Genomic DNA, 2,453 nt, shown 5'->3' with positions numbered 1-2,453 from the left:
ATACAGATACATTTATTGACCTTTTACTTGATATACGTTTTGTCGACTCTTCAGGAGTCATTTATGGTAGCTGCTTAAGAATATCAATAAAGTAATATAAAATTATAATGATAGTTGAATACTAATCCTCAAGAAAAACTAAAATAGCTTTAATTAACAGAAGTTGATTCTCAAACTTTTTATTTTGAGTATAAAAACTTTTAAATTGCCAATATTCTGTTCTATGTAAACAAAAGGTATTTCGCATAGGAAGTTAGCTTATACAATAATCTTCAACTATAGCGCCCCGATTGTTGAATAACAATCCAATCTACGATATGGTCCTTCTAATAAAAAGCAAACCCTATCGCTTAGACAGGGTTTGCTTTTTACTTTTTTCGTTAATTGCCATCAACCACTTCTTTTAAAAGTTCATAAGAACGTTTTTGTTTGTCAGGATTATAAATATAAGATACGGCCATGATTTCGTCCACGTTATACTTCTCTTGAAAACTCGTTAACTGTTCTCGTATCGAAAGTTTACTTCCTAACAAAGTCACACTGGACATCGATGTAGCCATTTCTTTCTCTGGCTGACTCCAAATGTGATCCATGTTTTCAATTGGAGGACTTAACAGTGTTCGTGAGCCTCGCACAACATTCAAGAAAAATTGCTGCATCGTTGTCGATTCAAATTTGGCCTCTTCATCACTTTCTGCTGCAATCACATTAAGACATACTATCATATATGGAGAGTCCAGATATTCTGATGGCTGGAATTGATTACGATAAATTGAAATGGCTTCATCCATATACCTTGGTGCAAAGTGGGAAGCAAATACATACGGCAAACCTAATTTAGCTGCTAAAACCGCTGAATCCGTTGATGAACCGAGGATATAAATCGGAAGATTCGTGCCAACACCTGGATAAGCTTTTATATAACCTTGAAGCTCTTCGGGCCCAAAATAAGCAAGCAAATCCTTTACATCTTTTGGAAATGTGTAGACTGAATCATTTTGAGAACGTCTCAATGCACTTGCGGTCATCATATCTGTACCAGGAGCCCGGCCAAGACCCAAGTCCAATCGATTAGGATAGGTAGTTGCCATGGTTCCAAATTGTTCGGCTACTACCAAAGGAGAATGGTTAGGCAGCATAATTCCGCCAGACCCAACTCGTATGTGTTCTGTATGTTCCAAGATATGTTTAATTAAAATCGAAGTAGCTGAGCTCACTAGTGTTGGCGTATTATGATGCTCTGCAACCCAATATCGTTTATAACCCATTTTCTCAGTGGCTTGCGCCAAATCAACCATTGCATCAATGGCTTCTTTAGCCCCCTGCCCTTTGCGAATAGGGGCCAAATTTAAGACCGATACAGGTATTTGTATTTTTGACATTTAAAATTTGTCCTTTCTTGATAAAGTTTCAATTCTATACTAACAATTGAAACCCTAGAAACAAACTTAAATGCTTGGGTGGAAATCAAATGCATAATTAGTGCCTCAGGTTGGTCAATCAGGCCCTTTAAAGGAATAACTTGACTGGCGTTTTTACCTGTTCAAAACCATCTAAATCTACATTAACGATTAGAGAACCAAAAATAACCTAAGCCTCTCTACTTTCTTAGAAAGGCTTAGGTTATTTTATCCAGTCGGTAATACTTATTAGTACATTTACAAAATTAGTTGTTCTTTCGGGACATTTTCATCGCAAATGAGTACATATCTGATCGGAATAAACCTTTATAATATTCTACTAAATTACCATCAGAATCAAAAATCATTCGTTCTGTAATTAGCAAGCACATAGCTTCTGATATACCTAAATGTTCAGCATCTTCTTTTGTTGGAAATCCGCATGTTATAATTTGTTCTGCTTCACAAAAGTTAATGTTTAGATCACCTTCGAGCGCATCATACAAAACAGTAGTACTTAAATCAAATTTCGTTAATTTTTGTCCAAGTTCTAAAGAATAGTAATGCAATTCAATTGCGATTGGTAAATCCCCCTGTAACCGTAGCCTCTTAATATGGTATGATTCATCCTCAAACMCATTTGCATCGGCTATATTTTCAGGAGTCAATACACGACCATGATTTAGTAATTTAATCCCCATATTTTTAGTCGTCTCAGTAAAACTAATCATCTTAAGCCATTCTTGAACTGGTTTAAGAGATACAAAGGTCCCCTTACCATGCCTTTTTTCTAATATCCCATCACGAACTAAAATAGATACAGCTTCTCTTACAGTGCTTCTACTAACAGAATACATATCCATGAGTTCTCTTTCACTTGGGATCTTGTCCTTATAATAACCTTGTAAAATTTGGTCTTCTAATATTATTTTTAATTGAACATGTAATGGGATTGGATTGTTAAAGTCTAGCTCCATAAAATTTCCTCCAAACAGAAAAAGACATTGTGATGTTCGTATCAGTGATTATATTGTAAACCAAATTGTAATAATA

Annotated in this window: 2 protein-coding genes; both read right to left on the bottom strand. The window is 35.2% G+C overall.

Features of this window, described 5'->3' with window-relative positions; genetic code table 11:
* Positions 1–380: 380 nt before the first annotated feature.
* Positions 381–1,382, bottom strand: a complete 1,002-nt coding sequence (locus AC1DUW_RS25870) for an LLM class flavin-dependent oxidoreductase (protein ID WP_477643828.1) — start codon at positions 1,380–1,382, stop codon at positions 381–383.
* 284 nt (positions 1,383–1,666) lie between these two features.
* Positions 1,667–2,377: a GntR family transcriptional regulator gene (locus tag AC1DUW_RS25865; protein WP_477643827.1), complete on the bottom strand. Its 711-nt coding sequence runs from the start codon at positions 2,375–2,377 to the stop codon at positions 1,667–1,669.
* Positions 2,378–2,453: the final 76 nt, after the last annotated feature.

The sequence above is a fragment of the Peribacillus sp. P4_C12 genome (genome assembly GCF_056402095.1).
This window is presented reverse-complemented; position numbering and strand designations above follow the sequence as displayed.

Bases quoted from the DNA above. Each gene is read 5' to 3' on its own strand.
- AC1DUW_RS25870 (WP_477643828.1), bottom strand. From the start codon at position 1,382: ATGTCAAAAATACAAATACCTGTATCGGTCTTAAATTTGGCCCCTATT.